The following is a 26,520-nucleotide window of genomic DNA, read 5'->3' on the forward strand; positions in this document are numbered from 1 at the left end:
CGGCGGGCACCGTCACGTGGTGCGCGCCTCCGCATCCACCTGACGCGCCGCGCGCTCGATCGCCGCGGCCGCTCGTTGCACTGCCTCGGCCATCCGCCGGTCGTTGACGATGCGGTCGAGCGGACCACAGATCGAGATAGCGGCGGGCTTGGGGATGCCCCGTGATATCGATGCACCGATACAACCGAGATCCGGAACTGACATGCCCCGGTCGTACGTGATGCCCTCGGCCAGGGCACGATCCAGTTCGGCCTCGAGAGCCTTCCGCCCACCCACGACGCCGGCCTCGAGGTGCGCGAAGACCGGCTGGTCGAACAGCTCACGCGGCAATCTCATGAGCAGCGCCTTCCCGACCGCCGAGCGATGCGCCGGATACCGGCCGCCGAGGCGCGACGGCACATTCGCGCCGAAGGTACCCGAGAGCTTCTCCCAGTAGATGGTGTCGGCGCCGTCGAGAATCGCGAGATGGACGACGGCGCCGGTGGACCGGTGCAGATCCTGAAGGATCGGCAGCGATGCCCGGTGGAACCAGTGGTTGCGGACCGCTCGCGAACCCAGCTCGAACAGGCGCACCCCCAGCTCGTACCGCGACCCGACCCGGTTGAGCCAGCGCATCGCCACCATCTTCTCGAGCAGTCGGTGCGCCGAAGAGCTGGGGATTCCGGTGAGACGGGTCGTTTCGCTCAGCGTCAGATAGCCGTTGTCGTCGAGCGCCTCGAGCACCAGCTCGATTCTGTCGAGCATCGACGTGGCCGGAGCCTGTTCACGGTCATCTGGCACGGCCGCGTCCTCTCTGCTAGGGCAGGTCAGACACCGAATCCACCTGACACCGAGATCTGCTGCCCCGAAATATAGTTGGCCTGCTCCGACGCGAGGAAGACGGCTGCCGAACCGATGTCGGCAGGCTTGCCCCAGCGCTTCAACGGAACGAGCTTCTGCACCTCCCGGGTCCACTCCTCGTCGAACACGCCCTGGGCCTGAAGTTCGAGGAACATTCCGGCCTCGATCACGCCGACCAGCACCGAGTTGGCGCGGACGCCGTGGACGCCCTCCTCCTTCGCGATGCCGCGGACCAGCGCCTCGTTGGCCGCCTTCGGAATCACCGACAACCCGTCCAGCTCGGGGAACCAGTGGTCACCGGCCGAACCGAGGTGGACGATCGAGCCCCCACCGTGCTCCTTGAAGTGCGGCAGCACGGCGTGAACGGCCGTGTACATGCCCAGGGTCTCGATCTCGACGGACCGGCGGTACTGGGCCGGCGTGGTCTCGGCGACCGTGATCTGCTCGACCACCGGGCCTGCGCCCCACACGAGTGTGTGCACCCGGCCGTGCTCGGCGACGACGTCGTCGAGCAGGCTTGCGACAGCCGCCTCGTCGCGGACGTCGATCTGATGCGCGCTCGCCTTCACACCGAGCGCACGCAGTTCGGTGACGGTTTCCTCGGCCACGTCGCGCTTGGAGTTGTAGCAGACCGCGACCGCCGTTCCGGCGCGGGCGAACTCGTACGCGACGCCCCGCCCGATTCCACCGCTGCCGCCGAAGATCAGGGCCGCCCCATCGGGAAAAGTCAACGCCAGCATGGTGATTCTCCGTTCTCGTGGAACCGCGCCCGCCGAACGTCGGGCGCGGCGCAGCCCGGAACACTGTGTCCCGGGCCACACCGGGAGAACCTAGTGGCGGATCGGAAACCCGCCCAGGGTTCGTCCCGCCTCACGAGAAACCGCAGATCACGACGGGTCAGCCCGCGAGCCTGCCGACGTTCGGGAAGTTCGACACCTCCCACCCACCGTCGACGACCAGGCTGGTACCGGTGACGTAGTTGGCGTCCTCACTCGCCAGGTAGAGGCACGGGCCTGCTACCTGATCGGGAACAGCCGCCACCCCGAGCGGGATCCGCGCGAGGAACATCTCCCGGGCCGGCACGTATCCCATCACGGGGGCCACCAGCGGGGTGTCGACCAGACCGGGCAACACCGCGTTGACCCGGATCCCGTCGGGCGCCAGTTCGAGTGCGGCGTTCTTGCTGAACATTTCCACCCCGGCCTTGCCGGTGGAGTACGGGCTTCCACCCACCATCGGCATCCGCGCGTTGATCGAGGCGACGTTCACGATGGCGCCGCCCCTGCCACCCGCACGCATGTGCCTGGCCTCGTGCTTGGTGCACAGGAACACGCCCTTCTGCACCAGGTCGACTGTGAAGTCCCAGTCCCGCTCGTCGAGGTCGACGATCGGGCCCACCCGTGACGCTCCCGCCACATTGAAGGCCAGGTCGAGCGAGCCGAATCGCTCTACCCCGGCACCGAGGGCTGCTTCGATCTCGGGTTCTCTCGTGACGTCCGCGCGGTGGGCGGCAAAGGCCGTACCGAGTTCGTCCGCCATCGCCGCGAGCGACTGTTCGGCCACGTCGATGCCCACCACGTTCGCGCCCTCGGCCACGAGACGGCGGGTGATTGCCGCGCCGATGCCGGACGCTGCGCCGGTGACGACCGCAGTCTTGCCGGAAAATCTGGATTCGATCATGCTTCCGTACCCTTTCCTGGATTCGTCGAGCCGGGAGATGTCCGGCGAGGCAATCGGATCCGAGTGCGCGCCACCCAAGTCACGCAATCACCCCGAATGTGGCGCGCAGGTAGGCATCTGCCCGTTCCGACCCGATGATTCCCGGCGCCATCTTGTTCATCGCATAGGCGAAGGTCACCCGCCGGTCGAGGTCGTTGACGACGAACGACCCGCCGACACCGGTCCACCAGCAGACCCGCCCTCCGGGAACCGCGGGGGCGCTCTGCGGGTGCGGCAGTCCGTAGCCGATCCCGAATCGCAACGGAGCCATGAGGGCCAGGTCCAGTCCGTCCGCCTGCTGTCGGAAAATCGCATCGATCGTCTTGCTCGACAGCCAGTTCCGACCGTCGAGCACGCCCGAGTTCGACACGATCGATTGCAGCCGGGCAATCGATCGCGCGTTGCCGTGACCGTTGACAGCGCCGATCTCGGCCTGCCGCCACCCCGCCTCCGACGTGCGCGTGTAATCGAGCAGCGGCGAGGTCAACGTCTTGATCATGACGCTGTCCGGGTCGAGAGCAGACATGTCGAACTCGGCCGGCGGCGGCGGCACGATCGGAGCGATCCGATCGAAGTGCTCCGGGTCGGTCCCGATGTGGAAGTCCGCACCGAGCGGTCCGGCGAGTTCCTCGGCGAAGAAGCGGCCCAGCGTGCGCCCGTCGACGCGGCGGATCACCTCGCCGATCAAATGGCCGTAGTTGATCGCGTGGTAGCCGGACGCGGTGCCCGGCTCCCACCACGGCGCCTGCCCGGCCAACCGGGCGGCTGCGGACTCATGGTCGTAGATGTCCGCAAGTTCGATCGGCCGCTCCCACCCCGAAACTCCCGAGGTGTGGGCGAGCAGGTGCCGAACCTCGATGCCCGCCTTGCCGTTCGCGGCGAACTCCGGCCAGTAGTGCGCCACCTTCTGATCGAGATCCAAGAGTCCGCGGTCGACCAGGAGAAGTGCACTGACCGCCGTCATCGTCTTGGTGATGGAGAAGACATTGACGAGGGTGTCGCGTTCCCAGGCGCTCGTGCGTCCGGCGTCGGTGTACCCACCCCAGATGTCGACGACCGGCTCACCTTCGACGGTCACACAGATCGAAGCGCCCAGTTCCTCCCCGGCGGCGAGCATGCGTTCGAGCTCGTGACGGACCGGCTCGAAGTCTGCCCTGCACAGTCCCTGCGTGCCGGACGTCGACGCCGTGGTCGTGGTCGTCATCGTTCGAGCCTTCATGCGTCCAGCAACGCGCGCGCCGGCACCGGAAGTTGGTTGCCTGCAGCATCGGCACGCTTGCGACCCGCCTCGATCTCCTTCGTGATCTCACGCACGTAGCGGTCGAAGTCGAGCTGGATGGTGTGGCGCGGGGAGTTGTAGAACGGGCCGAGGTTGTAGGCCTCGTCGGCGGCGATGGTGCCGTGCATCTCGGCGTGAGTCGGCAACCGGTAGGCGCCGGTGAGATACGCCGCAAGCAGCTTGCTCTGCTGTTCGGCGAAGTTGACGAGCGTCGGCATCGTCTGCGCCAGGCCCATGAAGAAGAGGTTGTCGATGCCCGGCTTGATCATTCGCTTGAACAGGGGGAGGCGATGCTCGCGGTCCGGCAACAGGTTCGAATCGGTGAAGAAGGGGAAGCTGATGTTGTATCCGGTGGCGCAGACGATCACGTCCACGTCCTCGACGCTGCCGTCGGCGAAGCGAACCTGCTTACCCTCCAGTGCCGCGATGGCGGGCTTGAAGGCGATGTCACCCGAACCGGCGCGGCCCAGGAATTCGCCACTGCAACTCGGGTGCGCCTCGAACGGACGGTGGTCCGGACGCGGCAGCCCGTAGCCCTCCATCGGGCCGAGCGTCTTGTTCAGGAAGCGCCGGCTGAGGGCCATCCGCAGCTTGCGCGGCATCCACGCGGGGGCGATCTCCTTGTCCCCGGCCTTGCCGTTGACGTACTTGGGCATGACCCAGACGCCACGACGGGCCGAGACGGTGAGCTTGTTCGTCAGATAACGCTGGGACAGTTCGGAAGCGATGTCGAGGCCGGAGTTGCCCATGCCGACGACGACGACGTTCTTGCCCCGCATGTCGATCGGATCGAAGGGGTCGTTGTAGGCGTGGCTGTGCATGAGCACCCCGTCGAACTCACCGGGATACTCGGGAAGACGGGGGTCCCAGTGATGCCCGTTCGCGACCACCAGCGCGTCGTAGGTGCGCCGTTCACCCGTGCTCAACGTGACATCCCACAGCCCCTCCGCAGTGCGCTCGGCCGCGACGACCTTGGTGTTGAAGGTGATCTTCTCGCGCAGACCGAAGTGGTCCACGTAGTCCCTGAAGTACTGGAACAGCAGCGAATGATGCGGAAAGTCGGGCCACTCCGCGGGGACGGGAAAATCCTCGTACGCCAGGCGCCACTTCGACGTGTCGATATGCAGGCTCTGGTAGCACGCGGACATCCCGTTCGGGTTCTTGTAGTACCAGTTGCCGCCGACCTCGTCCGATGCCTCGAAGCAATCGAACGGGATGCGGTGGTCCTGTAGTCGTTTCGCAACGGTGATACCGGAGGGGCCGGCACCGATGATGCAGGTCACGGGCAGCTTGGACGAGCTCATGTCGCTCTCTTTCTGTGTACTGGGTCGGCCACGAGGTCTGTCTTCGCGACAGCCCGAAGGCCCGATCGGCCGTGGTCGTACTGCGGACACCCGGAAACCGATCTGTGATTCGCGGCACAGAGTATTCATTCACTGACACTGTGTCAATCAACTGACATGGCGACAGTGAATGTCGATTTTCTGCACGTAGAATGCGGTTGGTGAGGAGATCATGAGCGCGACATCAAGCCGGCCGGTCCGACGCGGAACGCTGCGGGAGGAGCAGAAGCGGGCCACGCGCGCCAAGCTCGTGGCCGCCGCCCGCAACCAGTTCGAGTCCCGCGGCTACGCGGCAGTGACCGTCGACGAGATCGCGAGCGAAGTCGGCTGCAGCCGGGCGACCTTCTACGTCCACTTCCCCGGCAAACTGGAAGTTCTGCAGGCGATCAGCGCCGAAGCAACCAGCGTCATGTCGTACTACGAGGATCTCGACCGAGTCCTCGAGACGCGTTCGCGCGTCCAGTTCACGCAGTGGCTGGCACGGGTCTTCCAATGGTTCCAGGAGAACCGCCGCATGCTGCCGGCATACGACGAGGCCGTCGCACTCGAGCCCGAGTTGCGCACCGTCGCCCGCAGAGAACTCACAGCTCTTCCCAATGCCATGACGCAGTACCTCGAGCAGTGGCCGGAGGAGGATCAGGACGAGGCTCGCCTGCGCATCGAACTACTGCTGGCGCAGTTGGAGCGCTTCTTCACTCGCTGGGCGATGCAGGGCACCATCGACGTGTCCGCGGAGCGTGCCACCGCCGTCCTCACCGACATCTGGTTCCCGGCGCTGACCGAGCCGGGCCGAAACAGCGAAGGGTGAGCGCCTCGGACGAACCCGGGGACGGACTACCGGCGCCTCACTGATCGCCGTGGTCGTTCTCCCCCTTGATGATTGCTGCTAGCAGGTCCGCGATCCGCGCCTCGTAGAACTCCCGATCGCCGTCCGGAATCTCCGACGACTGCAGAATCCCGCTCCCGAACAACGACCAGCCGGAGATCGCGGCGAGCACCGCCATCTGCCGGACTCGATCGTCGACGGAGACGTGCGCCGTCCGCGTGATCGCCTCGAAGGCATCCATGTCCTCGTTCGGGATGAGATCCGAACGGCCGTGCAGATTCAGCCACGCGACGATCCGCACGTACTCGGGGTCGGCGACCCCCACCATGAACAACGCGCGTACGGCCTCCGGGAGCGAGTCGACGCCCTCGACGATCGCTGCCGACTTCTCGTGACTCCGCGCGAGCACCGCTCGAACGACGTCGTCCTTGTTGCCGACATGCTTGTGGATCAGCCCGAGATTCACACCGGCGTCGGCCGCGAGTTCGCGCATGCTGAAGGACAACCCCTTCTCGGCGATCCGCTTGCGCGCCGCCAGCCGCACGGCTCTACGGACTTCGTCTCTGCCCCAGACCTTGCCGACCGCCTCGACTTCACTCACCCCTTGACAGTAGACGGTCGTCTACTGTGAAATCAACCACAACGAGGCCGATCCTGTGCCCGGACCGCCACTGGTCGCCGATCGGCCCGGATGGCCCGAACCTGTTCGCACACAGCCTGCTCCCCCAATTCCCGGGTGTCCGAGACCCGGATACGCCGAGTACGCGACCCGCAGCACGGAGGAAACGATGAACGATCACGACGCGCCGATCCGCGAGATCACGGCTCAGGCGCCACCGACACGATTCGCGCGCGGATGGCACTGCCTCGGCCTCGAAGCCCCATTCCGTGACGGAAAGCCGCACCAGATCAACGCATTCGGCAGGAAGCTCGTCGTCTTCGCCGGACAGGACGAGCGCATCAACGTGCTCGACGCATACTGCCGGCACATGGGTGGCGACCTCTCGCAGGGCGCCGTGAAAGGAAACGAGATCGCCTGTCCGTTCCACGATTGGCGGTGGGGCGGCGACGGTCGCTGCAAGAGCATCCCGTACGCCCGCCGCGTCCCACCGATCGCTCGCACCGCCACGTGGCCGACGATGGTGCAGGACGGACTGCTGTTCGTGTGGAACGACCCCGAGGGCAACCCGCCGCCCTCCGACGTGACGATTCCGCGCATTGCCGGCTACGGCGACCCCGAATACACCGACTGGATCTGGTACTCGACGACCATCGAGGGCGTCAACTGTCGTGAGGTCATCGACAACGTCGTCGACATGGCCCACTTCTTCTACATTCATCTCGCGTTCCCGACCTACTTCAAGACGATCTTCGAGGGCCACACCGCTACCCAGTTCATGACCGGTGTCGGACGCGAGGACGTCGCTCCCCGTAAACCTGTTCCGGGAGTTCCGGTCTCCCGCGGAAACACCTCCGCCGCGGCATATCACGGGCCGTCCTTCATGATCGACGACCTCGTGTACCACTACGACGAGGCAGACCTGCCGATCGTTCTGGTCAACTGCCACTACCCGATCGACGCCAACTCGTTCGAGCTGCAGTACGGGGTCATCGTCAAGAAGTTTCCCGGCCGAGCGGACTCCGAGTCCACGGCCCTGGCCCGGAAAATCGGGGACTTCGTCCGCCTCGGGTTCGAGCAGGACGTGGTGATCTGGAAGAACAAGACCCGAATCGACAATCCGCTCCTGTGCGAGGAGGACGGCCCGGTCTACCAGCTGCGACGCTGGTACGAACAGTTCTACGTCGACGCAGCGGACGTACGCCCCGAGATGACGAACCGATTCGAGTTCGAGATCGACACCACGGCCCCGAACGTCAAGTGGCAGGCGCAAGTGCAGGACAACATCGCGAAGCGCGACTCACTCGTCGACCAACGTGCCCCGCAGCGCTGATCGGACGACAAGTTCGACACCACCGAATTCTTCTCACCCGCAAGTTGATCGACTCCAAGGAGTGCCCATGCCCGTACGTAGACGAATCCTGACCGCCGGACTGATGGCCACTGCCGTCACCGTCCTCCTTCCCACGATGTCGGGGGCAGGCCCACTGAATTCCTCGCCGATGGGGAGCCTTTCGACGGGAAGCCTCTCCGGGGGAAGTTCAAACGGCGGGTGTGATCGCAGCTTCGCCCCCGGCGGGGCACTCGATTCCCGGGCCCAGTTGGACTTCGAGAAAACGGTTGCGGCGGTGGCCGCGCATCCTCTGGTGCGCGCGGCGAAGAACGATGTCGCGGCGATGTACCGGGCAGATCCGCAAGGCGCCACCCGTGCCGGGCAAAGCACTGTTGACTCCGCGGTCGATTCGATCGCGAATGCCGCGACGCAGACCGTCGTCACCGACGACCCCGCCAATCCACACTTCAACTGGGTCGTCACGGCGCCGCACTGCTGGCACGGAGTCGAGGTGGCCCGCTCGGGCTACGGAATCGACAACCCCGACAACGTACATCGACATGCCGCCGTCGACGGGCAGTCGTCCTTCGTGATTCGGGGACGAATGCCGCAACAGCGCCCCGCCCAACTGTCCTTCGTTCTCTACGGTGAACTTCCCGGCACCGGGGCGGTAACGAAAGAAGGCGCCCCGGTGCTGGCTTCTCTCACCTCGGATCGTATGCAGATCGATCCCGACGGATCGTTCACGATCACCGTCGACCCGGAGCCCGCCGACGGCCGCCCGAACCACATTCGCACCACGGCTACCGCCCGACTCCTCATCTCCCGCGACTCGCTGAACAACTGGGCGGGAGAACGACCGTCGTATCTGGAGATCGAGCGCACGAGCGGACCCGAGGCGCCGGCGCCCCGCAGTCGCGAGCAACTGGCGACGCAGACCGCCGACCTCCTCCGCACGATCGGTCGGTACTGGCTCGACTGGGACAACACCTTCATCTACACGAAGGCGCCCAACGACATCCAGGCTCCCACGGCGCCGCGCGGCTCCGGCTTCGGGTTAGCGACGAGCGGGCATTTCGCAGTCGGCCCCGGCCAGGCCCTGGTCGTCACCCTGGATCCGGTCGGAGCCCGGTACCTCGGGTTCGAGTTGACCGATCCGTGGGGCGTGGCACGGGAGTACGTCGATCGTCCGGGCAGCCTCAACCAGGCGCAGACTCGGCCCAACGCGGACGGCACGATCACCTACGTCATCTCCGCCGAGGATCCAGGAACGTGGAACTGGTTGGACACGAACGGCATCGACAGTGGCATGTATGCGATCCGCTGGCAGTCTGCACCCGCGGACCTCGACCTGACCCGGACGGTCCGTTCGGCGCAGTTGGCCGACGTCGCCGATCTCGATTCGGTGCTGCCGGAGGGAACCACGCGGGTGACACCGACCCAGAGGGTGACGCAACTCGAGGAACGAGCCTCGGACTACACCGAACGCCTCCGCGGCTAGCCGGGAACTACGACACGGGCCCCGCACGGAATTGCTCCGTTCGGGGCCCGCGTGTCCGGCGATCGCCGTCAGTTCGTGGACGACGACCCGTCCAGATCGGCCAGGAACTCGAGTAGGACCTTGTTGACCTCGGCGGGGTTCTCCATCGCGAGCAGATGCCCGCCGCCCGGCACCGTGCGCACGGCACGGACGTCGGCGTGGTGCTCCTTCAGCTTGTCGATCGGATCGTCACCGTGCCAGTTCAGGAGATCGACGTCCGACGCGCTGCACAGGAAGTAGAACGGCGTGCGGGTCACGTTGTCGGCGCGAGACTTCCGGTACGTCCAGTTCATGTCCGCGGCGAGGTACCAGTTGATCCCGCCGCCGAAGCCGCTGCGCGAGTATTCCGAGACGTACGTCTCCAACTCCCATTCCGACAGCCACGACCACGGCAGGGCCGGCGGCTGCGGCAACGCCTGTCGGTACGTGGCGCCCGGCGGATGCTCCCAGACCTGCATGAAATCGCCCTCGCCGGAGAGGATGTGGAAGATCTTCGTCAGAATCTCGCGGGGGTGCCCCTCGAGATCGGCGCGGGCCCCGTCCGGATCGTCGAGGTAGTACGACATGTGATTGAAGTGCTCACGCCCACGCTCGCGCTCGATCTCACTGGGCAGTCGATCGTAGGACGCGTAGAACGGATTCTGCAGACCGATCACGCCCCGCACGCGCTCCGGACGCTCCACCGCGATGTCGTACGCGACGAACTGACCGTAATCGAGCCCGGAGAACACGGCGCTGTCGTGACCGAGATGGTCGAGCAAGCCGCAGATGTCGGCGACGACGTTGTCGACCCGGTAGTCCTCGAGCCGGTCGGGAACATCGGTCTGCCCCATGCCCCGCAGGTCCGGCGCCACGACCTGGTAGCCCGCGTCGGCCAGCGCACCGATCTGGTGACGCCAACTGAACCACGTGTGCGGGAAGCCGTGGAGGAGCACGACGAGCGGCCCCTCCCCCTCCGTCACATAGTGCATGTCGAGCCCGTTGATCCGTGCGCGGTGGTGCGTCCAGTTCGCCAAGATGTCCTCGCTCCCTTGTGGCCTACGTCACTGAACAATCTAGGCGTCCGCCACGGGCTGCGTCCGCGTTCTTCCCGCTGTGCGGGCGCGAATCCTCGTGCGCGGAGCGAAATTCGGTGCTCGGCGAATGCACGGCACCCCCGCCCGAAAGCTCGGACGGGGGTGCCGCGGGGAGTGGATCGGACTGACTAGCCCTTCAGTGATGCCGGCGGGGTGAACCGCTCGCCATACTGTGCGGCCAGTTCCTCGGCGCGTGCGACGAATCCGGCCTTGCCACCCGGGTATCCGGCGACGAACTGGCTGACGCCACCCGTCCACGCCGGGTAGCCGATGCCCATGATCGAGCCGATGTTGGCGTCGGCGGTGGACGTGATGACGCCCTCGTCGAAGCACTTCTGCGTCTCGATGGCCTCGATGAACAGCATCCGGTCGATCAGGTCCTGGATCGGCGGGGTGGCCGAACCGGACCCGAAGTGCTCCCGCAGCCCCTGCCACAGTCCGGAACGCTTGCCGTCCTGGTAGTCGTAGAAGCCCGCACCGCCGAGGCGGCCCTTGCGGTCGTTGCCCTCGACGAGGTAGTTGATGACATCGCCGGCCGGGTCGGCCGGGAGCTCCTTGCCCTCGGCCACTGCCGCAGCCTTGGACTCGGCGCGGATCTTCTGCATGAGCGTCAGGTTCAGCTCGTCCGACAGCTGCAGAGGCGCAGCCGGGTAACCGGCCTGCATCCCCGCCTGCTCGATCGTGGCGGGCTCGATTCCCTCCGCGACCATGCCGATGGCCTCGTTGACGAACGTGCCGATGACACGCGAGGTGAAGAAGCCGCGCGAGTCGTTGACGACGATCGGGGTCTTGCGGATCGCCTGCACGAAATCGAAGACGCGCGCGAGGGTCTCGTCGGACGTCTTCGCGCCGCGGATGATCTCGACGAGCGGCATCTTGTCGACGGGCGAGAAGAAGTGGATGCCGACGAAGTCCTCGGCCCGCTTCACGCCGGTCGCCAGGTCGGTGATCGGCAGCGTCGAGGTGTTCGAGCCGAGCAGTGCGTCCGGTTCGACGATGTCCTCGATCTCCTGGAACACCTTCTTCTTCAGGTCGGGCGACTCGAACACGGCCTCGACGACGAAGTCGACACCGGCGAAGTCGGCGGGATCAGCGCTGGGCGTGATCAGCGAGAGGAGAGCCTTGCTCTTCTCCTCAGTGGTCTTGCCGCGCGAGAGCGCCTTGGCCTCGATCTTCTCCGAGTACGCCTTACCCTTCTCGGCCGCCTCGATCGTCACGTCCTTGAGCACCACCGGGATCCCGGCCTTGGCGCACACGTATGCGATGCCGGCGCCCATCATGCCGGCGCCGAGGACGCCCACCTTCTTGATCTCACGCTTGGGGATGTCCTTGGGACGCGAGGCGCCCGAGCCGATGGCCTGCATGTCGAAGAAGAACGCCTGGATCATGTTCTTCGCGATGCGGCCGGTGACCAGCGAGGTGAAATAGCGGGACTCGATGAGCAGAGCGTTGTCGACGTCGACCTGGCTGCCCTCGACGGCGGCGGCAAGGATCGCGCGCGGCGCCGGCATCGGCGCCCCCTTGAGCTGCTTGCGCAGGTTCGCCGGAATCGCCGGCAGGTTCGCGGCGAAAGCCGGGGTGGCGGGGGTGCCGCCGGGGATCTTGTAGCCCTTGACATCCCACGGCTGGACGCCGCCCTCGGGGTTGGCCTTGATCCATGCCTTCGCGGCGGGGACCAACTCGTCGACAGAGGAGACCACCTCGTCGACCAGGCCGACCTCCTTGGCCTGCTGCGGGCCGCGCTGCTGGCCCTGCAGCAGCATCTGGGTCAGCGCGGTCATCAGGCCGAACATCCGGACGGTGCGCACGATGCCACCGCCGCCGGGCAGCAGGCCGAGGGTGACCTCGGGCAGGCCGATCTTGACGCCCTTGACGTCCGCCGCGATGCGGTGGTGCGTCGCGAGCGCGATCTCCAGGCCGCCACCGAGCGCCGCACCGTTGATGCAGGTGACGACAGGCTTACCGAGCGTCTCGAGGCGACGCAGGTCGGCCTTGAGAGTGAGGCTGTGGTTGAAGATCTGCTCGGCGTCCTCGGGGCCGACCTTCATCATGTTCTTCAGATCGCCGCCGGCGAAGAAGGTCTTCTTGCCCGACGTCAGCACGACACCGGCGATCGAGTCCTTCTCCGCGTACAACCGGTCGACCGTCTCCTGCATCGACGAGATGTAGCGGTCGTTCATGGTGTTCGCGCCCTGGTTGGGGTCGTCGATGGTGAGCACGACGATGCCGTCGGCGTCCTGCTCCCAGTTGATGATGTTCTGATCGCTCACTGTTTCGTATCTCCTGTGGTCCGTGAGCGTCAGACGCGCTCGATGATGGTGGCCACGCCCATGCCGCCGCCGATGCACAGCGTGACCAGGGCGCGCTTCGCGCCGCGGCGCTCGAGCTCGTCGATCATGGTTCCGGTGATCATGGCGCCGGTCGCACCGAGCGGGTGACCCATCGCGATGGCGCCGCCGTTGACGTTGAGCTTCTCGTCCGGGATGTTCAGGTCCTTCTGGAATTTCAGGACGACGGACGCGAACGCCTCGTTGATCTCGAACAGATCGATGTCGTCGACCGTCAGACCGGCCTGCGCGAGCACCTTTTTCGTCGCCGGCGTGGGGCCGGTGAGCATGATCGTCGAGTCGGCACCCGAGGTGGCCGTCGCGACGATGCGGGCGCGCGGGGTCATCCCCATCGCCTTGCCGGCGTCCTCGCTGCCGACGATCAGCAGTGCGGCGCCGTCGACGATGCCGGAGCTGTTGCCGCCGTGGTGGACGTGGGTGATCTTCTCGACCCAGTGGTACTTCTGCAGGGCAACGGCGTCGAAGCCGCCCATCTCGCCGACAGCGGCGAAGGCAGGCGCGAGGCTCGCCAGGTTATCCGTGGTGGTGCCGGGACGCATGTGCTCGTCGTTGTCGAGGATGGTGATGCCGTTGATGTCCTTGACCGGGACGACGGACTTGGCGAAGTAGCCGCCCGCCCACGCCTTCGCGGCGAGGTCCTGCGAGCGGACCGCGTACCCGTCGACGTCGTCGCGGGTGAAGCCCTCCATGGACGCGATCAGGTCGGCGCCGATGCCCTGCGGGACCACGTAGTTGTCGTAGTTGGTGGCGGGGTCGTTGACCCACGGGCCGCCGTCGCTGCCCATCTTGACGCGCGACATCGACTCGACGCCGCCGGCGATGACCATCTCGTCCCAGCCCGAGCGCACCTTCTGCGCGGCCATGTTCACGGCCTCGAGGCCCGACGCGCAGAAACGGTTGATCTGCACACCGCCGACGGTGTCGGGCAGGCCCGCGTCGGTGGCGGCGATGCGCGCGATGTCCATGCCCTGGTCACCGAGCGGACTCACGACGCCGAGGATCAGGTCGGAGATGCGATCCTCGTCGAGATCGGGAAAGCGGGCACGAAGTTCCTGGATCAGGCCGGTGACCAGCGAGATCGGCTTGACCGAGTGCAGCGAGCCGGTGCTCTTGCCCCGGCCGCGCGGGGTTCGGATGGCTTCATAGATGAATGCCTCTGTGGTCACTGTGAGGTGTTCCTTCCTGTTCACGTCTGCGTGCCGCCGCAGCGACCTGCCCATACGAGGCACAGACCTCGGCTGACCTCACCTTAGAACGTGTTCCAGTTTGCGGAAAGGACCGAAGCGATCCCGGAATGTGACCGAGGCGATCACCCGATACCGGAAAACATCGCCCTGCCAGCGCCGCTCCCACATGACGACCGCTAACCTCTCCAACGGGAGAATCATGCGAGAGGGGGCGTTTCAATGGGTGAACCCGCGACCGAGCGGCGAACCGGATTGTCACGAAGGGGGTTCTTGGGTGCGGCCGCACTCGGTGCCGCCGGAGCCGCGACGCTGGGAGCCGGTGGCACCGCGACGGCCCGGCCCGCAGTCCGCCACACCGCCACGACACGGGGTCTGCCCTCGCCCGACTCGATCACGGTCACCGATCCCGCACTGCTCGGCGCGGTCGAGGCCGCGAGCCTGCTCCAGACCGGACGCCTGCACCCCCGGGAGCTGCTCGACGCCTGCATCTCCCGAAGTTCCGCTCTCGACGGGGAGATCGGCGGCTGGATCCGGATCTACCCCGAGATGGCCTACGAGGCCGCGGACGCCGCGGCGCAACGCCTCTCCACGAAGGGCCGCAGCACCGGCGGGGACGCGCCTCTGGTGTGCGGAATCCCGTTGGCACTCAAGGATCTCTTTGCCGTCGCCGGCCTGCCGCTGACCGCGTCGAGCCGAGTACTCGAGGGCAACATCGCGGCCGGCGACTCGACGGTATGGCGCCAGTTGCGCGATTCCGGCATGGTGCTACTGGGCCACGCCCACACCGACGAGTTCGCGATCGGCGTCGCGACCGAACAGGTGGGCAATCCGTGGAACACCGAGTTCTCACCGGGCGGCTCCTCCGGTGGCAGCGCCGCATTGCTGGCGGCACGGTTCGTCCCGCTCGCGACCGGCACCGACACCGGTGGCTCGCTGCGACTGCCCGCGAGTGCCTGCGGCATCACCGCGATCAAGCCGACGTTCGGCCTCTGCAGCGCCTACGGTGTGATCCCGCTGACCTGGACTCGCGATCACGTGGGTCCGATGGGCCGCAGCGTCGCCGACGCGTCGCTCATGCTCGGTCACATGACGGGCACCGACCCGAACTTCCCCGCCACCTACGCCGCCCCGGCCGCTCCCGCCGAGGGCTATCCACTCGTCGCCAAGGGTGGCGGAACGCCGTTGGCGGGCAAGCGTTTCGGTGTGGCCCGCCGCAGTGCCGACGCACTGCCGTCGACGCTCGGCACACTCTTCCAGCAGTACCTCGATCTGATCCGGCGTCTCGGTGGCAGCGTCGTCGACATCTCGCTGCCGATTGCCGCCCCCGAACTGCTGACCGGCGACTCCGCCGAGATGGGCAGCTATCACCGACAGTTCTCGGACCGGCTGGGCAACTACCGTCTCGACAACGGCGCCACCGTCGCCGGCGCGCTCGCCGCGCTGGCCGTCCCGGCGATCGACTACATGACCTCCGCCCGGAACCGCATGGTGTACCAGCACGAGTACAACCGCATGTTCGCCGACAATGATCTCGATGCCGTCCTGGTGCCGGGATCCAAGCTGGATGGGGCCAAGCGACTCGAGATCGCCGGCATCTCGGTATTCGGCGGCACCACCGGCGACGTGCGGTGGGCCAACCTCACCGGCACCCCGGTGGTGTGCACACCCGCCGGACGTTCCGCGGCCACCGGCATGCCGTTCGGAGTCCAGATCGGCGGACGCCCCTGGGACGAGCAGACTCTCATCGAGATCGCCCTCGAACTGCAGGCGGCCCGCCCCGACTGGCAGGCGGCCCCGACGATCGCGCCCGCCCCGCGTGACCTCCCACGGGTGCGGGCAACCACTCCGGGTGCAGGGCCCGATCCCACGAACACCGACAGCATCGGCTTCGGCTTCCACTTCCTGCCGACGACAGCCACCGCCCAGGTGTGAGTGGGGGTCCGAGATTGCGGGTCAGTGCCCGCCGTATCCCAGTTCGGCCGCGGTCTGCTTGGCGGCATCGGTGACCGGCACCGCGAACGCGGCCGTTCCGTACGCGCAGATCTCGGACCAGTTGCCGCCTAGATCCGACGTCTCGAATCTCATCGCGATGATGACGTTTCCACCGCGCTGGGCCGCTTCGGTGACCAGTCGGTTCATCGCCTCGTTGCGGCTCTCGGTGAGGTTCTTCGTCATGCCCTGCAGTTCACCGCCCACGAGGGACTTGAGCCCGGCACCGATCTGAGCGCCGATGTTGCGGGACCGGACGGTCAGTCCGAACACCTCGCCGATCACGCGCTGAATCTCCCACCCGGGAATGTCATTAGTCGTCACAACAAGCATGACGACGAGGCTAGGGCACTGACAGCATCCGGAGAACGCGGACACGATCCGGATCACGCGGGAACCTCCGGGCGAACGGCAGGCACCCCTGGCGACGCGGCCACCGTCGGCGTTCAATTGGCAGATACGCCCGTGACGCGCACATCCGATCGCGGGTGGGGAGGTAGAAGCCATGTCGACATCAGATGCCAGAATCCGGTCGCAGGATTGGGACGAGGTCTCGCATGTGGTCGCGGACGCCTACTTCCCCCACACACTCACACCCCGCACGCGGTTCCCGGCGGGCGACGTCTTCCTACGGAACACGGGTACGGGTCCGGTCCGCATCGCCCACCTCGGCTGGGGCGCCGACGTGGCGGTTCAATCCGATCATCCCGGCGCCTACGGCGTGAACATTCCGATGACGGGGCGCCTGGACTCCGTGGTCGGCGGGACGGAGGTGTCGTCGGCACCCGGCACCGCGACGGTGTGTCCACCCGATGTCACGACCCGGATCCCGCACTGGACATCGTCGTGCGAAATCATCGGAGTCCGTTTCGATCACGAGTATCTCGAACGCGAGATGCACCGCATCCTGGGGCGTCCGGGCCGGCCGCTGCCCCACCAGGTCGACCTCGCCACATCCGCCGGGGCGACGTGGCTCCGGTTCGTCGAATCGCTCGCGGATCAGATGGACGGGCCGCGCTGCCTGCTGCACAACGATCTCGTCGCGAGCCAGTTGCTCAGCGCCGTCACCACCGCGTTCGTGCTTGCAGCCGTTCCCGACGACGCTGAGGGCGCCGCCGCCACGCGGCCTCGAATCGTCAAGCGGGTCATCGACGCGCTCCACGAGAATCCGGCCCGTGCATGGACGGCCGGGGAAATGGCCGAGAAGGCGGGGGTCAGCGTTCGTCGACTACAGGAAGGGTTCCGCCAGTACGTGGGACGCAGCCCCACCGAGTACCTCACCGACATCCGCATGGTCCGCGCCCGCGACGAGCTGCTCGACGCACCACCGGGCGACACGGTCGCCGCCGTCGCGCTCCGCTGGGGGTTTGCGCACTCCGGCCGCTTCGCCGCCGCCTATCGCACCCGGTTCGGCACGTCGCCCTCCGCGGCGCTCCGGAGTTCCTGAACACCCGTCCCGCAGAAGGATTCACTGTGCTCTTCTCGTTCCGCTTCCCCACCCGCGTATCCACCGGTCCGCGCGCCTCCTCGCCCGACACCCTCGGTAGTCCGCTCCTGTTGACGGGACGTGTCCACGACAGCGCCGGCCGAGCTGTACGCGGCGCCACGGTGGGGATCCGTCGCAGCGACAGCTCGGGCACCGCCCATGCCGGCGCGGAGACGACGTGGACGACGACCGACGGCGACGGCCACTACTCGATTCGGACGACCACTCCTGTGCCGTACCAGATTTCAACGCACGGGGCGATCGGATGGTTCATGGCGAACGAGGGTTGGAGCCCGTGGCGCCCCGGCCATCTGCACGTGACCGTCAAGGGGCCGCGGATGCACACCACGACCACGCGCCCCTACTTCCGGCGCGACGCGTGGACGCGGCACGACGCCCCCGAATCCGCCCTCCTCGACCTACACCCGGGAGCTGCCGGAATGGACCGGACCGCTCACGATTTCGTCATGGAACGCCGCGCTCAGCCGTCGACCTTGCGGGCCCCGAGCACATCGGCGAGCAGTTCGTGCGCGATCTCCTCCGGGTCGCGACGACTGCTCTGATCGACCGGCACGGCAGCCTCGGCCATCATCTCTTCCTCGTCCTCCGGCGTGCTGGGCGGAGGCGGGGCGTCGTAGTCGTAGTCGCCGGGCGGCGGACCGGGATCGTCGGGGTAGTCCGGCGCCTCGGGCGGCGGAATGTCGTCGTCCCGCGGAGTCGCCGGCCGCTGCGGGCCTGCCGCCACGGCGCGCTCCTGACTGGGCCGTGAGAACTTAGGTGCTGCAGCGGCTTTCGCCTGCGGAGCGGACGTCGCCGCCGCCTGCTGCACCGGCGCGGAACCATGCTCGCAGGTGACGTCCCAGTCGCCACCGAACACGTCCTGCATCGCCGCACGGATCACGTCGGTGTTGCGCGCCTCGACGAGCCGCTGCACCAGCGGAGCCGAGTCGTGAGCGAGGACCAGGCGGCTGCCGTCGACCGCACGGACCGCGGCACCGGACAACATGACCTCGACGGTGCGGCTCCGCTCCCGCACCTTCGCGCGCACCTCGGACCACACCGCGCGCACCCCGGCAGTGTCCGGGCGTCCGGCCGACACCGGTTCCGCCGGAACGGGTTCCGGCTCGGGCACGAACTCGGGCTCCGGTGCAGACGCCGGGGCCTGTGAGACAGGCTCGGACGCCGCTGGTTGCGGGGCCGGTGCGGGCGCCGGCGACGGAACCTCCACCACGGGACGCTCGGCCACCGGCTGAGGTTCCGGCTGACGCTGGGGCTGGGGTTCCGACGGCGGCTGCGGGGCAGCGAGAACCGCCTCGACCTCGCGCCGCTGCGACGGACGCTGGTACTGAGGACCGGACGCGGGGGGCTCTGCAGCGGCCGGGCGCAGCGGGGCGACGGGCGCGGCAGCGGGTGCCGGTGCTGATGCGGCAGCGGGTGCTGATGCGGGTGCCGGTACGGAAGAAGCAGTCGGGATGACGACGCCCCGCTCGATCCGCTCGAGCCGTTGCAGCACAGCAGATTCCGCGTCGGTCGCGGATGGCAGCAGCATCCGTGCGCACATCACCTCGAGCAGCAGGCGCGGCGCCGTCGCACCGCGCATATCGCCGAGTCCGTCGTGCACCAATTCGGCGTAGCGGGCCAGCGTGGCGGGGCCGATGCGTTCGGCCTCCTCACGCATCCGCTCGAGGACGTCGCCAGGGGCGTCGACCAGGCCTCGCTCTCCTGCGTCGGGCACGGCCCGCATGAGGATGAGGTCACGCAACCGCTCGAGCAGGTCGACGGCGAAGCGGCGCGGATCGTGCCCGGCGTCCATCACCTTGTCGACGGTGCCGAACAGGCCGGCGCCGTCGTTGGCGGCAAGCGCGTCGACGGCCTCGTCGATCAGCGCGACATCGGTGACGCCGAGCAGCGCGAGCGCCCGCGCATACCTCACGCCCTCGTCACCGGCGCCGGCGAGGAGTTGGTCGAGCACGCTCAGCGAGTCACGCGGTGAGCCGCCACCGGCGCGGATGACGAGCGGGAACACGGCGTCCTCGACCGCGACGTGCTCCTGCGCGCAGATCTTCTCGAGCAGCCCACGCATGGTCGACGGCGCCAACAGCCGGAACGGGTAGTGGTGTGTACGCGACCGAATGGTCGGCAGCACCTTCTCGGGCTCGGTGGTCGCGAAGATGAAGATGAGGTGCTCCGGCGGCTCCTCGACGATCTTGAGGAGCGCGTTGAAGCCCGCGGTGGTGACCATGTGCGCCTCGTCGACGATGAACACCCGGTACCGCGACTCGGCAGGCGCGTAGAACGCGCGGTCACGCAGCTCGCGGGTGTCCTCCACACCGCCGTGGCTGGCGGCGTCGAGTTCGATGACGTCGAGGTTGCCGGTACCACCGGGACCGAGCGCGATGCACGACGAGCATTCGCCGCACGGCCGGGACGTGGGCCCCTGCACGCAGTTGAGCGACCGCGCCAGGATGCGGGCCGACGACGTCTTGCCACAGCCGCGCGGACCCGAGAACAGGTAGGCGTGGTTGATGCGTCCGGCGTCGAGTGCGGTGCTCAGGGGCTCGGTGACGTGCTCCTGACCCACCACCTCCGCGAACGAAGCTGGTCGATACTTCCGGTACAGGGCCACGGCGAAAGACTACCGGCGACCCGCGACAGTCCGGCGCAGGACCGGGCCACAGTGGCACGGCGCGACGCGAGTGGCGAGAGGATTCCGAAACACAGAAGCAACATGCTCGCCCCGCCACCGAAACTGCGACCGGCGATCGTCGATTCTCGCGTGCGGTGACACCCCGCCGGTGAGGAGAAGTTCACATGCTCGAGACGATCGATCCCGCGACCACCGCGTGGCTGCTGGTCAGCACCGCACTGGTCCTGCTGATGACGCCCGGCCTCGCCCTGTTCTACGGCGGCATGGTCCGCTCCAAGGGCGTCCTCAACATGATCATGATGAGCTTCATCTCGATTGCTCTGGTCACGGTGGTGTGGTTGTTCGTCGGCTACAGCCTCGCGTTCGGCGACGACGTCGGCGGCGGACTGATCGGAGGCCTCGAGCACTTCGGCATGGCCGGGATCACGCCCGACACCGCCCGGTCGGGCGTGCCCGAGTTCCTGTTCGCGACGTTCCAGTTGACGTTCGCGATCCTCACCGCCGCCCTCATCAGCGGGGCGATCGCCGACCGCGCCAAGTTCTCGTCGTGGATGGTCTTCGTTCCGGTGTGGGCACTGCTGGTCTACGTGCCCGTCGCGCACTGGGTATGGGGTCCGGACGGCTGGATCGCCAAGCTCGGCGCGCTCGACTTCGCGGGCGGCCTGGTGGTCGAGATCGTCTCCGGCGCGTCCGCCCTGGCCCTCGCCGTCGTGCTCGGGCCGCGCATCGGGTTCCGCAGCGAGCCGATGCGTCCGCACAACCTGCCGATGGTGCTGCTCGGCGTCGGGCTGCTGTGGTTCGGCTGGTTCGGCTTCAACGCCGGATCCGCGATGGCCGCCGACGGCACCGCCGCCGCGGTCTTCCTCAACACCCTCGTCGCCGGCTGCACCGGCCTGCTCGGCTGGCTGTTCGTCGAACAGAAGCGGGACGGCCACCCCACCACGTTCGGTGCCGCGTCGGGTGTCGTCGCCGGCCTCGTCGCGATCACCCCGTCGTGCGGCTGGGTCGGCATGGTCGGCGCCGCGGTCATCGGCATCGTCGCGGGAGCCGTCTGCTCGTTCGCAGTCGGCTGGAAGTTCCGTTTCGGCTACGACGACTCCCTCGACGTCGTCGGCGTACACCTCGTCGGCGGCGTCGTCGGCACCGTACTCATCGGCCTGCTCGCCTCGGAGGTCATGACCGGCGGCGTCGAGGGCCTCTTCTACGGTGGCGGGTTCGCCCAGCTCGGCAAGCAGATCCTGGCGGTCGCCGTCGTCGGCCTCTACGCCTTCGGTGTCACCTACGGCCTCGGCAAGCTCATCGACCGGCTCATCGGTTTCCGCGTCACCGCCGAACAGGAGACGTCCGGCATCGACCTCGCGCTGCACGCCGAGTCCGCCTACGAGCACGCCGTCCTCGCGCACGGCGCGCCGGCCGGGCCGTTCTCCCGGGAGCACGAGCGTCCGCGGCCGCGTCCGGAGCCGGAGCCCGACGCGGTCTGACCGGCCGCCTCTCCAAGAGCTGGGCTCGTCGGTCGCGAGCCACATTCCGTCGGTCATCCCTCGCCACCCTCAGCAGGCCTACGACCGCGGTGGTGCAGGCCACGATGCTTTCGGGGATAAACGTGGCTGGTCAGGTCGCGGCCCACTCACCGTGTCCGCGGCTCGCGACCAGCGCACGCGCGCGGGACGTCGAGACAACTCAGCAGCCGGCGACCTTGCCGATCGGCCGACACATGAACGTCCAGCCGCACTGTTGGATCGGCTTCACGCCTGGGTGTGTTGCTCAGCGGCGTCGAACGCGGGCGCCAGCGGCGCAAGCGCTGCACGGAGCTGGTCGGGCAGCGAGCCGGAGGGCACAACCAGTCCTCCGGCAGTGAAGGTCTCGGCGACCTCCGTCTTTCTGGTCGGCTGAAGCCAGCCCTCCAGCGCGATGCGAACTGCCGCGGCCACGCTTGCTGCGAGGACGCGGGCCGTGTGCGCTCCGGGATCGTCCAGGCGTTCGGCAATCACCACCGTGAGCGGGGGCTCGATGCCGGCGGTGGCATCGAGAAAGGCGTCGCGCAGGGCGGTTTGGGTGATGATCAGCAGCAGCGCCTCGTGATCGCGCTCGCCGGTGCCCGTGTATTGCTCGATCACTGCATCGGTGACGGCGTCAGCCAGGCGTACTCCCGCGGGGTGGGCCGCGACCGCCGCTGCGATGCGCGCCTCCCGGTCTTCGGTGACCGCGGAGACGATCGCCTGCTCGCGGCTGGCGAAGTAGTTGTTGTAGGTGCGGGGCGAAACCCCGGCCGCTTCGGCGATGTCCTCGACCCGAACCTGGCCCGGTCCGCGCTCCACGGCCAATCGCAGGGCGGCCTCTCGTAGTGCCTCGCGCGTGGCCTGTTTCTTCCGCTCCCGCAGCCCTGGTCGTTGGGTTGTCACGGTGACAGCGTTCCACACAGGACTGCGTGCGCGCAAAGTTGCATAGACGCAAACTTGCGCGCACGCATGTTTAATGTCAGTCTCGACGCCACCAAGACCGAGAGGGGACGCCACCATGCGAGCAAGAGGAATGACCTACGACACCGGATTCGTCGTGCACGGCCAGTCATCCCGCGAGCACTTCGACCTCGAGGTCGTCCGGCGCGAGCTGGCCATCATCCGCGACGACCTGCACTGCAACGCGATCCAGATCATCGGCGGCGACCCGGAACGACTGGAGCTGGCCGGCCGTGCCGCCGCTGAACTCGACCTGGAGGTCTGGCTCTCGCCCTATCCGCTGGAACTGCATCCTGAGCAGATCCTCAGCCTCTTCCGCGACTGCGCCGAGCGGGCGGAACAGCTCCGGCAGCAGGGGGCCACAGTCGTGTTCGTCGCAGGGGTCGAGCTGAGCGTGATGAACCACGGATTCCTGCCCGGAGCGAGCCCTGAGGAACGGGTCGAGCAACTGATTGCCCCACCCGAGCGGCGGGCCGAAGCGATGCGTGAACTCGGCGTGCGTATCAACGCGTTCCTCCGCGACGCCGCGGCCACGGTCCGCGAGCGCTTCCACGGCACACTCACCTACGCAGCAATCCAATTCGAGCAGGTCGACTGGACTCCCTTCGACATGGTGACGTTCGAGCTGATCCGCTCTGCCGAGGTCGCCGACCAGTTCCGGGACGCCGTGCGCACCCTGGCTCGAGGCCCGAAGCCGCTCGCCGTCACCGGGTTCGGCACCGCGGCATATCACGGCGCGGGCGACCGCGGTGGACGGGTGCTGGAAGTGGTCGAGCACGACCCGGAAACCAAGGCGCCCGTGCGGCTGAACGGCGTGTACGAGCGTGACGAGGCCGGCCAGGCCACATATCTGAGCGAGTTGCTGGAGATCTTCGAGGCCGAGGGTGTGGACAGCGCCTTCGTGTACTTGTTCGCCTTGCCCGGATACCCACACCGCCCGGACGGTGACCCCAGGGACGACTTGGACCGGGCGGGCCTGGGCATCGTCAAACTACTCGAAGGACGCCGGGGACAGACCTACCCCGACATGGAATGGGAACCCAAGGCCGCCTTCACCGCAGTGGCGCACCGGTATCGGGGAATTGTCGAGGGGACTGACTCAGCCGGTCAGACCTCACCTGGAACGAACGGCGTCTCCTGGTAGACGCAGTAGTTCAGCCAGTTGGAATACAGCAGGTGCCCGTGGCCGCGCCATCGATTGAGCGGGATGGCAGTGGGATCGTCGCCGGGGAAATAGTGCGCAGGAGCTGGGATCGGCAGCCCCTGCTCGCTGTCGCGGCGGTACTCACTTGCCAAGGTGTCCGCATCATATTCCGGGTGACCGGTCACGAAGACCTGGCGGCCGTCCGCGGTGGCTGCCAGGTAGACCCCGGCCTCTTCGCTCACCGCCAACACGTCGACCTCACCGGAGGCCTCGATGTCGGCGGCGTGAACATCGGTGTGCCGTGAGTGCGGCGCTAGGAACTCGTCGTCGAACCCGGTGACGATCGGCGACCCCGCACCAGTGATCCGATGGGAGAATACACCGGAGATCTTCTGTGGGACTTCATGTTTGCGGACACCGTAGTAATGGTAGAGGGCCGCCTGCGCACCCCAGCAGACGTGCAGAGTCGACTGCACGGCACTGCGTGCCCAGTCGAGGATCTTGGTCATCTCCGGCCAGTAGTCGACATCCTCGAAGTCGAGTTTCTCGATCGGCGCCCCCGTAATGATGAGGCCGTCGAAATGCATGTGGGCCACATCATCGAAAGTTGAGTAGAACGCTTCGAGATGCTCTGCAGAAGTGGTACGCGAGACATGGCTGGCCATGTGCAGCAGAGTGATCTCGATCTGCAGCGGATTATTGCTGAGCAACCGCAGCAGCTGCGTCTCGGTGCTGACCTTCATCGGCATCAGATTCAAAATGGCGATCCGCATAGGGCGAATATCCTGATGTCCGGCACGCTCGTCGGACATGACAAAGATTCGCTCCGCCTCCAGGATGGCCTTGGCGGGAAGATCGCGCGGCACAGTAACAGGCATCGCCCAGCAGCTTAGTCCGCGTCCAGTTGCCGGCAGGGACCGGAGCTTCGATAGCTCCAGCGGCGCGTCGCGAGAACAGCGTCGCAAGACAAGTCGCAAACACAATCTGTGCGCATAATCGAACGCAACCTCATCCGCGAACGCGCCTTCGCCGACCTCGTCACCGCCCGAGCCGGCCCGGCAGTCCCACAGCTCTTCCTCGGGACCGGCGGACGGCGCTACCGTGGTCTGTAACGCCGTTCCGGAGGAGGTTCGCTGTGACGCCGTTTCCAGCTCTCACCCACATCGCGGTCACGGTGTCCGACATGGCCGTCAGCACCGAGTGGTACACCCGCCTGTTCGGATCACCACCGGTGCTCGACGAGGACGAGGCCTCCGGCGTCTTTCACCACGCCGTGTTCGTGCTCGGAGGCGGGACGATGTTCGGCCTGCACACCCACACCGGCGAGCCCCCGAGGGACGGATTCGACGAACGACGGATCGGCCTCGACCACGTCGCATTCGCCTGCACCAGCGGAGAACTCGAATTCTGGCGGGACCGTCTCGACGAACTCGGCATCGCACACGGCGGCATCAAGCACGCGGCCTACGGGTCGGGGCTGTCGTTCCGCGATCCGGACGACATCGCGCTCGAATTCTTCTCCCCGCCCGACTGAACCTGACTGGTCGCACGTCAGCCGACCTGCTCGAACAGGGACACGATGATCCCTTCGGGCCCACGCACGTAGGCCATCCGCACGCTGTTCTCGTACTCACCGATGCCGCCGACCAGGCCGTACCCATCCGCAGCGACCGTGTCGACGGCCGCCTGGAGGTCGCCGACCTCGAAGGACACGTTGCGCAGCCCGAGCTCGTTGGCCATCGCAGTCGGCGATCCGGACACATGATCGGGCGTGACGAACGCCGAGAGTTCGAGCCGGGACCCGCCGCCGGGCGACCGCAGCATCACGATGTTGCAGTGCGCGCCGGGGATGCCGCACACGGTCTCCACGAACTCACCCTCCACGGACCCGGTGCCCTCCACCTCGAGACCGAGCCCGACGAAGAACGCCGTCGCCGCGTCCAGGTCCGCGACGGTGATACCGACGTGGTCGAAACGTTGCACGTGTGCCATCGAATCCATCGCCTCCGAGTCCGATGAGAGGGCGGCGTCGGTGTGCCTACTTCCCCTTCGCCGCCTTGGCCGCGGCCTTGGCGGCCTGCTTGAACTCGCGCACCTCGAGCAGCGTCTGCCGGTCGACGACATCGGCGATGGACCGGCGCGATCCCTCGTCGCCGTACGACCCCGCCGCCTCGCGCCAACCCTCAGGCTGCGCGCCGATCTGCTTCCCCAACAGCGCCAAGAAGATTCGAGCCTTCTGGTCGCCGTACCCGGGCAGCGCCTTGAGCCGCTTCAGCACTTCCTTGCCGCTCGGCTCGCCCGACGTCCAGATCGCGGCGGTGTCGCCGCCGTAGTGCTCGACGATGTAGCCGCACAGCGACTGGATGCGCTCGCCCATCGACTTGGGGAACCGGTGCACCGCCGGCGGCTGCGCGCACACCGCGATGAAGTCGTCCGGGTTCATCTCCGCGATCTTGTGGACGTCGAGGCCGCCGAGACGGTCATCGAGCTTCTTCGGTCCCGCGAAGGCGGTCTCCATGGGCACCTGCTGGTCGAGGAGCATCCCGATCAGCAGCGCGAGCGGGTCCGACGCCAGCAGGGCGTCCGCCTCGGGGTCACCGACGAGATTCAACGTGAGGGCCATGCCCCCGATCCTGCCACCGACCGCCCGGTCGGCGGGAACCATCGGCGTCACGCACTCGTTGG

General features: G+C 67.2%; 24 protein-coding genes. 9 read left to right on the forward strand and 15 right to left on the reverse strand.

The features are described from left to right. Positions 1 to 12 precede the first annotated feature (12 nt). The 5 genes from C8K36_RS19245 to C8K36_RS19265 form a co-directional block, all read right to left on the reverse strand. The gene (locus C8K36_RS19245; RefSeq protein ID WP_107986139.1) at positions 13 to 780 is read right to left on the reverse strand and encodes an IclR family transcriptional regulator; all 768 of its coding nucleotides are present in this window, start codon (positions 778 to 780) and stop codon (positions 13 to 15) included. Between the two features lie 26 nt (positions 781 to 806). Further along, positions 807 to 1,580: an SDR family NAD(P)-dependent oxidoreductase gene (locus tag C8K36_RS19250; protein ID WP_107986140.1), complete on the reverse strand. Its 774-nt coding sequence runs from the start codon at positions 1,578 to 1,580 to the stop codon at positions 807 to 809. A 157-nt stretch (positions 1,581 to 1,737) separates the two neighbouring features. Further along, the gene (locus tag C8K36_RS19255; protein ID WP_107986141.1) at positions 1,738 to 2,520 is read right to left on the reverse strand and encodes an SDR family NAD(P)-dependent oxidoreductase; all 783 of its coding nucleotides are present in this window, start codon (positions 2,518 to 2,520) and stop codon (positions 1,738 to 1,740) included. 79 nt (positions 2,521 to 2,599) lie between these two features. After that, positions 2,600 to 3,763, reverse strand: coding sequence for a serine hydrolase domain-containing protein (locus C8K36_RS19260; RefSeq protein ID WP_107986142.1), 1,164 nt, complete (start codon positions 3,761 to 3,763; stop codon positions 2,600 to 2,602). A gap of 11 nt (positions 3,764 to 3,774) precedes the next feature. Next, positions 3,775 to 5,142 carry a flavin-containing monooxygenase gene (locus C8K36_RS19265; protein WP_107986143.1) on the reverse strand — a complete coding sequence of 456 codons (1,368 nt, stop codon included), beginning with the start codon at positions 5,140 to 5,142 and terminating at the stop codon, positions 3,775 to 3,777. Positions 5,143 to 5,353: 211 nt separating this feature from the next. Between C8K36_RS19265 and C8K36_RS19270 the strand changes: the two genes are divergently transcribed. Next, the gene (locus C8K36_RS19270) at positions 5,354 to 5,989 is read left to right on the forward strand and encodes a TetR/AcrR family transcriptional regulator (RefSeq protein WP_107986144.1); all 636 of its coding nucleotides are present in this window, start codon (positions 5,354 to 5,356) and stop codon (positions 5,987 to 5,989) included. A gap of 37 nt (positions 5,990 to 6,026) precedes the next feature. On the opposite strand, the gene C8K36_RS19275 is transcribed toward C8K36_RS19270, so the two are convergent. After that, entirely contained in the window at positions 6,027 to 6,608 is a 582-nt protein-coding gene (locus C8K36_RS19275) for a TetR/AcrR family transcriptional regulator (protein ID WP_258195500.1), read from the reverse strand. 187 nt (positions 6,609 to 6,795) lie between these two features. Between C8K36_RS19275 and C8K36_RS19280 the strand changes: the two genes are divergently transcribed. Beyond that, on the forward strand, positions 6,796 to 7,959 hold the full coding sequence (locus tag C8K36_RS19280) for a Rieske 2Fe-2S domain-containing protein (RefSeq protein ID WP_107986145.1): 1,164 nt from the start codon (positions 6,796 to 6,798) through the stop codon (positions 7,957 to 7,959). Positions 7,960 to 8,026: 67 nt separating this feature from the next. Next, a complete protein-coding gene (locus C8K36_RS19285) occupies positions 8,027 to 9,460 on the forward strand; it encodes a DUF1214 domain-containing protein (protein ID WP_107986146.1) in 1,434 nt (477 codons plus the stop codon). Between the two features lie 68 nt (positions 9,461 to 9,528). Here the strand turns inward: C8K36_RS19285 and C8K36_RS19290 are convergent, their stop codons facing one another. The 3 genes from C8K36_RS19290 to C8K36_RS19300 form a co-directional block, all read right to left on the reverse strand. Then, on the reverse strand, positions 9,529 to 10,515 hold the full coding sequence (locus tag C8K36_RS19290) for an alpha/beta fold hydrolase (protein WP_107986147.1): 987 nt from the start codon (positions 10,513 to 10,515) through the stop codon (positions 9,529 to 9,531). A 188-nt stretch (positions 10,516 to 10,703) separates the two neighbouring features. Then, positions 10,704 to 12,845, reverse strand: coding sequence for a 3-hydroxyacyl-CoA dehydrogenase NAD-binding domain-containing protein (locus C8K36_RS19295; RefSeq protein ID WP_107986148.1), 2,142 nt, complete (start codon positions 12,843 to 12,845; stop codon positions 10,704 to 10,706). 29 nt (positions 12,846 to 12,874) lie between these two features. Then, positions 12,875 to 14,089, reverse strand: coding sequence for an acetyl-CoA C-acetyltransferase (locus C8K36_RS19300; RefSeq protein WP_107986295.1), 1,215 nt, complete (start codon positions 14,087 to 14,089; stop codon positions 12,875 to 12,877). Positions 14,090 to 14,329: 240 nt separating this feature from the next. Between C8K36_RS19300 and C8K36_RS19305 the strand changes: the two genes are divergently transcribed. Continuing rightward, complete coding sequence (locus C8K36_RS19305; RefSeq protein WP_107986149.1) at positions 14,330 to 16,042, forward strand: amidase; 1,713 nt, start codon at positions 14,330 to 14,332, stop codon at positions 16,040 to 16,042. A 21-nt stretch (positions 16,043 to 16,063) separates the two neighbouring features. On the opposite strand, the gene C8K36_RS19310 is transcribed toward C8K36_RS19305, so the two are convergent. After that, the gene (locus C8K36_RS19310; RefSeq protein WP_107986150.1) at positions 16,064 to 16,432 is read right to left on the reverse strand and encodes a YbjQ family protein; all 369 of its coding nucleotides are present in this window, start codon (positions 16,430 to 16,432) and stop codon (positions 16,064 to 16,066) included. 172 nt (positions 16,433 to 16,604) lie between these two features. Here C8K36_RS19310 and C8K36_RS19315 point away from each other — a divergent pair, with 172 nt between their 5' ends. After that, entirely contained in the window at positions 16,605 to 17,546 is a 942-nt protein-coding gene (locus C8K36_RS19315; protein WP_107986151.1) for an AraC family transcriptional regulator, read from the forward strand. Between the two features lie 26 nt (positions 17,547 to 17,572). Beyond that, complete coding sequence (locus C8K36_RS19320) at positions 17,573 to 18,148, forward strand: carboxypeptidase regulatory-like domain-containing protein (protein ID WP_107986152.1); 576 nt, start codon at positions 17,573 to 17,575, stop codon at positions 18,146 to 18,148. Here C8K36_RS19320 and C8K36_RS19325 read toward each other — a convergent pair. After that, the gene (locus tag C8K36_RS19325) at positions 18,067 to 20,211 is read right to left on the reverse strand and encodes a DNA polymerase III subunits gamma/tau (protein WP_107986153.1); all 2,145 of its coding nucleotides are present in this window, start codon (positions 20,209 to 20,211) and stop codon (positions 18,067 to 18,069) included. The genes C8K36_RS19320 and C8K36_RS19325 overlap by 82 nt on opposite strands. A gap of 185 nt (positions 20,212 to 20,396) precedes the next feature. Between C8K36_RS19325 and C8K36_RS19330 the strand changes: the two genes are divergently transcribed. Beyond that, a complete protein-coding gene (locus C8K36_RS19330) occupies positions 20,397 to 21,713 on the forward strand; it encodes an ammonium transporter (RefSeq protein WP_107986154.1) in 1,317 nt (438 codons plus the stop codon). 264 nt (positions 21,714 to 21,977) lie between these two features. Here the strand turns inward: C8K36_RS19330 and C8K36_RS19335 are convergent, their stop codons facing one another. Further along, positions 21,978 to 22,550: a TetR/AcrR family transcriptional regulator gene (locus C8K36_RS19335; RefSeq protein ID WP_420910911.1), complete on the reverse strand. Its 573-nt coding sequence runs from the start codon at positions 22,548 to 22,550 to the stop codon at positions 21,978 to 21,980. Between the two features lie 214 nt (positions 22,551 to 22,764). On the opposite strand from C8K36_RS19335, the gene C8K36_RS19340 reads away from it, so the two are divergent. Further along, a complete protein-coding gene (locus tag C8K36_RS19340; protein WP_258195501.1) occupies positions 22,765 to 23,835 on the forward strand; it encodes a hypothetical protein in 1,071 nt (356 codons plus the stop codon). On the opposite strand, the gene metA is transcribed toward C8K36_RS19340, so the two are convergent. Next, positions 23,799 to 24,713, reverse strand: a complete 915-nt coding sequence (metA, locus tag C8K36_RS19345) for a homoserine O-acetyltransferase MetA (RefSeq protein ID WP_107986156.1) — start codon at positions 24,711 to 24,713, stop codon at positions 23,799 to 23,801. The genes C8K36_RS19340 and metA overlap by 37 nt on opposite strands. 257 nt (positions 24,714 to 24,970) lie before the next feature. On the opposite strand from metA, the gene C8K36_RS19350 reads away from it, so the two are divergent. After that, positions 24,971 to 25,369 (forward strand): VOC family protein, encoded by a 399-nt coding sequence (locus tag C8K36_RS19350; RefSeq protein ID WP_107986157.1) that lies wholly within the window; start codon positions 24,971 to 24,973, stop codon positions 25,367 to 25,369. Between the two features lie 17 nt (positions 25,370 to 25,386). Here the strand turns inward: C8K36_RS19350 and C8K36_RS19355 are convergent, their stop codons facing one another. Together C8K36_RS19355 and C8K36_RS19360 are read right to left on the reverse strand one after the other, a co-directional pair. Further along, on the reverse strand, positions 25,387 to 25,827 hold the full coding sequence (locus C8K36_RS19355; RefSeq protein ID WP_107986296.1) for a VOC family protein: 441 nt from the start codon (positions 25,825 to 25,827) through the stop codon (positions 25,387 to 25,389). Between the two features lie 46 nt (positions 25,828 to 25,873). After that, complete coding sequence (locus C8K36_RS19360) at positions 25,874 to 26,458, reverse strand: HhH-GPD-type base excision DNA repair protein (protein ID WP_107986297.1); 585 nt, start codon at positions 26,456 to 26,458, stop codon at positions 25,874 to 25,876. Positions 26,459 to 26,520: the final 62 nt, after the last annotated feature.

The organism is Rhodococcus sp. OK519, assembly GCF_003051005.1.
GTDB lineage: Bacteria > Actinomycetota > Actinomycetes > Mycobacteriales > Mycobacteriaceae > Prescottella.

What these genes read in the sequence shown, in the direction of transcription:
- C8K36_RS19260 (WP_107986142.1), bottom strand. Translation starts at nt 3,763, where the DNA reads ATGACGACCACGACCACGGCGTCGACGTCCGGCACGCAGGGACTGTGC.
- C8K36_RS19250 (WP_107986140.1), bottom strand. Translation starts at nt 1,580, where the DNA reads ATGCTGGCGTTGACTTTTCCCGATGGGGCGGCCCTGATCTTCGGCGGC.
- C8K36_RS19285 (WP_107986146.1), top strand. Translation starts at nt 8,027, where the DNA reads ATGCCCGTACGTAGACGAATCCTGACCGCCGGACTGATGGCCACTGCC.
- C8K36_RS19315 (WP_107986151.1), top strand. Translation starts at nt 16,605, where the DNA reads ATGTCGACATCAGATGCCAGAATCCGGTCGCAGGATTGGGACGAGGTC.
- C8K36_RS19360 (WP_107986297.1), bottom strand. Translation starts at nt 26,458, where the DNA reads ATGGCCCTCACGTTGAATCTCGTCGGTGACCCCGAGGCGGACGCCCTG.
- C8K36_RS19310 (WP_107986150.1), bottom strand. Translation starts at nt 16,432, where the DNA reads ATGCTTGTTGTGACGACTAATGACATTCCCGGGTGGGAGATTCAGCGC.
- C8K36_RS19280 (WP_107986145.1), top strand. Translation starts at nt 6,796, where the DNA reads ATGAACGATCACGACGCGCCGATCCGCGAGATCACGGCTCAGGCGCCA.
- C8K36_RS19355 (WP_107986296.1), bottom strand. Translation starts at nt 25,827, where the DNA reads ATGGCACACGTGCAACGTTTCGACCACGTCGGTATCACCGTCGCGGAC.
- C8K36_RS19255 (WP_107986141.1), bottom strand. Translation starts at nt 2,520, where the DNA reads ATGATCGAATCCAGATTTTCCGGCAAGACTGCGGTCGTCACCGGCGCA.
- C8K36_RS19305 (WP_107986149.1), top strand. Translation starts at nt 14,330, where the DNA reads ATGGGTGAACCCGCGACCGAGCGGCGAACCGGATTGTCACGAAGGGGG.
- metA (WP_107986156.1), bottom strand. Translation starts at nt 24,713, where the DNA reads ATGCCTGTTACTGTGCCGCGCGATCTTCCCGCCAAGGCCATCCTGGAG.
- C8K36_RS19330 (WP_107986154.1), top strand. Translation starts at nt 20,397, where the DNA reads ATGCTCGAGACGATCGATCCCGCGACCACCGCGTGGCTGCTGGTCAGC.
- C8K36_RS19270 (WP_107986144.1), top strand. Translation starts at nt 5,354, where the DNA reads ATGAGCGCGACATCAAGCCGGCCGGTCCGACGCGGAACGCTGCGGGAG.
- C8K36_RS19340 (WP_258195501.1), top strand. Translation starts at nt 22,765, where the DNA reads ATGACCTACGACACCGGATTCGTCGTGCACGGCCAGTCATCCCGCGAG.
- C8K36_RS19265 (WP_107986143.1), bottom strand. Translation starts at nt 5,142, where the DNA reads ATGAGCTCGTCCAAGCTGCCCGTGACCTGCATCATCGGTGCCGGCCCC.